The 3,967-nt window shown below is 43.1% G+C and carries 3 protein-coding genes and 3 pseudogenes; 2 read left to right on the top strand and 4 right to left on the bottom strand.

Annotated elements, in window-relative coordinates:
- Window positions 1-149: 149 nt before the first annotated feature.
- Window positions 150-927 (bottom strand): annotated as a pseudogene (locus QZW82_RS32090) (DUF6444 domain-containing protein); the annotation flags it as partial.
- Window positions 928-987: 60 nt separating this feature from the next.
- On the opposite strand from QZW82_RS32090, the pseudogene QZW82_RS32095 reads away from it, so the two are divergent.
- A pseudogene (locus QZW82_RS32095) lies at window positions 988-1,477 on the top strand (transposase); the annotation flags it as partial.
- A gap of 125 nt (window positions 1,478-1,602) precedes the next feature.
- Entirely contained in the window at window positions 1,603-2,016 is a 414-nt protein-coding gene (locus QZW82_RS32100; RefSeq protein WP_293158429.1) for a hypothetical protein, read from the top strand.
- Between the two features lie 179 nt (window positions 2,017-2,195).
- Here the strand turns inward: QZW82_RS32100 and QZW82_RS32105 are convergent, their stop codons facing one another.
- The 3 genes and pseudogenes from QZW82_RS32105 to QZW82_RS32400 all read right to left on the bottom strand — a co-directional run bounded on the left by QZW82_RS32105 (window position 2,196) and on the right by QZW82_RS32400 (window position 3,810).
- Complete coding sequence (locus tag QZW82_RS32105) at window positions 2,196-2,735, bottom strand: cyclic nucleotide-binding domain-containing protein (protein WP_293158432.1); 540 nt, start codon at window positions 2,733-2,735, stop codon at window positions 2,196-2,198.
- 90 nt (window positions 2,736-2,825) lie between these two features.
- Window positions 2,826-3,113: pseudogene (locus QZW82_RS32395) on the bottom strand (RNA-guided endonuclease TnpB family protein); the annotation flags it as partial.
- A 148-nt stretch (window positions 3,114-3,261) separates the two neighbouring features.
- Window positions 3,262-3,810: a group II intron maturase-specific domain-containing protein gene (locus QZW82_RS32400; protein WP_366665118.1), complete on the bottom strand. Its 549-nt coding sequence runs from the start codon at window positions 3,808-3,810 to the stop codon at window positions 3,262-3,264.
- Window positions 3,811-3,967: the final 157 nt, after the last annotated feature.

The raw sequence follows: 3,967 nt of genomic DNA on the forward strand, positions 1-3,967 counted from the left end.
CTTGCAGCTTTCTTTGTTTCTCTGGATTCATGATTTTTCAAGAGTGGTAAACATATTTAATTATGGACTAATGAGGGGCATAGTATTTGTGAGTATTTATACTCATTGCGTAAGTGTTATGCTCCCCAAAACTTTTGACCTGTGGCTGTCCACAACCATTCTTTGACTCCCTTGACACACCATGGAGTTTCATCGACATGGACGTTGGATTGTAGTGGTGCCCATTTCCAGAGTTCTTCAACGGCTGGCTTTACAGCATCAGCTACCCGCGCATTTGTTGCTTGTAAAGTACCCAGCCCTATTTCAATTCCACCTAGTTCCCGCAGGAACTCTTGTTGTTTTTCATAGGACATATGCCCATAATTACCCAACCAGCTCTGCGGATGCTTGTAGGTCAATGCTTAAATCTTGTCCTGGAACTATGCCCGGTGAGACTGGTCCAATCACCATTGCTCCGCATTCATTGCATTGACATTTGACTCGTTGATATTCCACTACTTCAATTGGTCTGGTAACTAAACACGCTACTTGCTGCTTGCTATAACCGATCGCATCACTTAATTCAGTGCTACCACAATGCTCGCAAGAAGAAGGGGTGCTGATTTGATATCTATCTACTCGTCCAAATCCTTTTCGGGTTTTCCCGATATGTCCTGGTTGCCCTCCTGGTTTGCGCTTTGGCTTGTCTTCTGACTCTTTTGAGTTGTCAGCTTTGGGTGTCTCTGGTTTCTGGATCAGATCGCTCGATGGTGGTCTTGATGATGTTTTACTATTACTGGGCTGTCTCTCTTTGAGCTTTTCGAGCTCTTCTTGCAGTTTTTCTATCAGCTTCTGTTGGGTGAGCACAATTTTGACCAGTTCCTCACGACTCAACTGGTCAACCATTTCTAATGTTAGTGCTGCTGATAACTCTGACTTTTCGCTCATCTGACTACATTACCATATTTTTCGGCTCGGGAGCGAAACTATTTTTACCTGAATCCTTACAAACTGTCAGCCAGTTGTCTCCAGGGTTACGTATTTTTAGACCGAATTAGTTGGGATAACTTCAACGAATCAGGAGACCTTAAAAGACAAGTAGAAGCCTTTAAACAATTTACCGGATTTTATCCTGAATCAATTCATGTAGATCAGATATATCGAACCAAAGAAAATAGCGTTTGGTGCCAAGAACTCGGCATTAGAATGAGCGGTGTTCGTCTAGGAGGAAGACCTCCCAAAAATCTGAGCAAATCACTAAAAAAACAAGCTCAATCAGACGAAAGAATTCGTAACTTAATTGAGGGGAAATTTGGAGAAGCTAAAAGAAGATTCAGCCTCGGTAGAGTGATGACTAAACTTAATAATACTTCTGAAACAAGCATCGCAATAACTTTTCTGGTGATGAATCTTTCTGCCCTGCTACGGCAGGCTTTTTGGCTTTTTTTCGGTCTATTTCATAATAAAAACCTTTGGGGATGTTTTTTGGCTTAAATGATTGGCAAAAGCTATATCTAGCCAGAACAATATTGAGAAAACTTATATTGTCGAGGCACTCTCAAATTCACTCATCTTTCTAAATGCTGTTTTCTGACTTTTTCAGCAAGCCCTAATTACCAATTTATGAACAATCCGATTATTTGGCTGCACGGCGACTGTTTGAGTCCACAAGGCCCAGCTTTTCAAGCTCACCCAGAAGCACCAGCAATCTGGGTTTGGGACGATGCACTGATCGATGAATGGCAGTTAAGTCTCAAGCGAATGGTGTTTATTTATGAATGTTTGCTAGAGTTGCCGGTAGTTATTCGGCGCGGCGATGTCGCTGCCGAAGTTATCGCTTTTGCGATCGAATCCGGTGCGAATCAAGTAGTTACAGCGGAAAGTCCCAGCCCTCGGTTTGAGGATATTTGCCGGGAAATTACGATCGAGTTCCCAGTAGAAGTTTTGCCATCCGAGCCCTTTGTCCGCTACGATGGCTACATTGATTTGAAGCGTTTTTCCCGCTACTGGCGCGTTGCCGAAAAATATGTTTTTTAATTTGGCATCTGGAATTGGGAATTGGGCATCGGGCATCGGGCATCGATCCGAAGAGAATTTGTAGCAACTAACTAATGACTACTGACTGCTGACTAATGACTGATGACTAATGACTGTTAGTTGTTAACTAATTAATGACTATCAACTGTCAACTGTCAACTGTCAACTGTCAACTGACTTCAAGTCGCCTTCAAACGCTGCAACAGCCATTCAAATCTAGATTGAGCCAAATCAGGATTTTCGACATTTTGCCCGATCGCGCGATCGTCGTGGGGGTCTTGATATATTAAATAATCAGTATCTTCGCCGAAGCGTTTGACTGTACCCCGCAGTCTCGACGACAGAAATTTAGTAATAGCCCGATAAAACCGCAGGGAAAACAGCACGTCTTGCTCTAGTTTTTCAGTTAGCAGCCGCCTCGGAATTGACAGGATGAGGCATTCATCAATTGCCGTGACGCTAGCAGAAGGAAGCCTCCCGTCTACAAAAGACATTTCGCCCAAGACTTCGCCACAGATGATTTTTCCAATTTCTTTGTCGCCCAAAGATGATACAGCAACGCTCAAAGTTCCATCCAGAACTATGTACAGCGCGTCTAAGGGTTGACCTTCGACGATGAGGGTGGTGCCGGGGGGGACTGTGGTGCGACTGCCGTTGGCGAGCATCCAATCGATGTCGCGATCGCTCAATTCGCCCAATATAACTAGAACTTTGCTCATAAAGTCAGGTTGAGAAGAGATACTTTTTATTTTTTACTTGTTTAGTTGCGTGCTGTTAGGTCGTCAGATAGCTGGTAAAAGTATAGTCATCTATGACATGACGTGGGAGGCATCCAGTCCCTCCCGTTTCCCTTTCACTTTGAGCGGATTAACCCGCCTCGGCTGAGCTACGCAGCTCTCTATCCCATCGCTAAAAGCATTTGGGATTGCTTTTCTTAAGATATTATAAGACCCATTAACATCGGCATTAATCAATCTACCACACGATGTTTTGTACAATCCTCTCTTAATTCGCGAACCGCTAAATGTGACATTCTGAGATCCAATATTTCCGTAGACAGGAATTGGATCTAATGAAAAAAAATTCGATTTGGAAGTAGGTTGAGTCGATGCGGGGTATTATCCCCGGCACCTCTCAGTTAATTAGAGTCGATGCCTGTGTTACCACAGGACACCTCTCCTTCAGAACGCGGACGTGCAGCTTTCACTGCATCCGGCTCCTAGTCTGACACCTAATAAGTCGGGTTTAACCCGCTGTTCGGACTCTCACCTGACCATGAACGGTCTGATGCTGGTGACATTCACGATGTAGAACTTCCAAATTTATAGGTTTCCAATTGTCATGGTTGCCGTCGATATGGTGTAATTCTGCAATATCACCTGAACTGAACGATAGATTACATTCTGTACATCTGTGATTCTGTTTCTTGAGAAGTCGTGCCGTTATCCCATCGTAGTGAGCATTCTCTCGTTTTGACCAGTAAACAAAATCGCCATCATAGGGTGATTTATCTCCCTTGACAATAACAAACTTGCAGGCTGACCAACTAACGGCAGGAATTGCTCTTTTTATAACCTTATTGGTTTGATAACGGTTGTATCTTCCTTGTTTCCGAATGAATTTCCATAACCAATAGCGCAGTGACCACAGGTTGTGTTGACTCATATCACAGAATCTATGGTAATTTCTCCACCCTCTTACCATCGAACCACACTTGTTGATTCGATGTTCGAGAGTGAAACGACTAAGCTGTTGTGCATTTAAAACGCATATTGTATAATACAATATAACCATCTTTATAAAAAGTCAATGCCTAGCAATAACTTCCTGAGTTCCGAGACAAGAGAAACTCTTCAACAAGTATTAAAGGAGCATGAACATCCAGACATTCGGCTTCATAGCATTAATTTTCTTATTGCTGAATAGCGGCAATACACAAGCTCAAACTGCT

The organism is Microcoleus sp. bin48.metabat.b7b8b9.023 (genome assembly GCF_013299185.1).
GTDB lineage: Bacteria > Cyanobacteriota > Cyanobacteriia > Cyanobacteriales > Microcoleaceae > Microcoleus.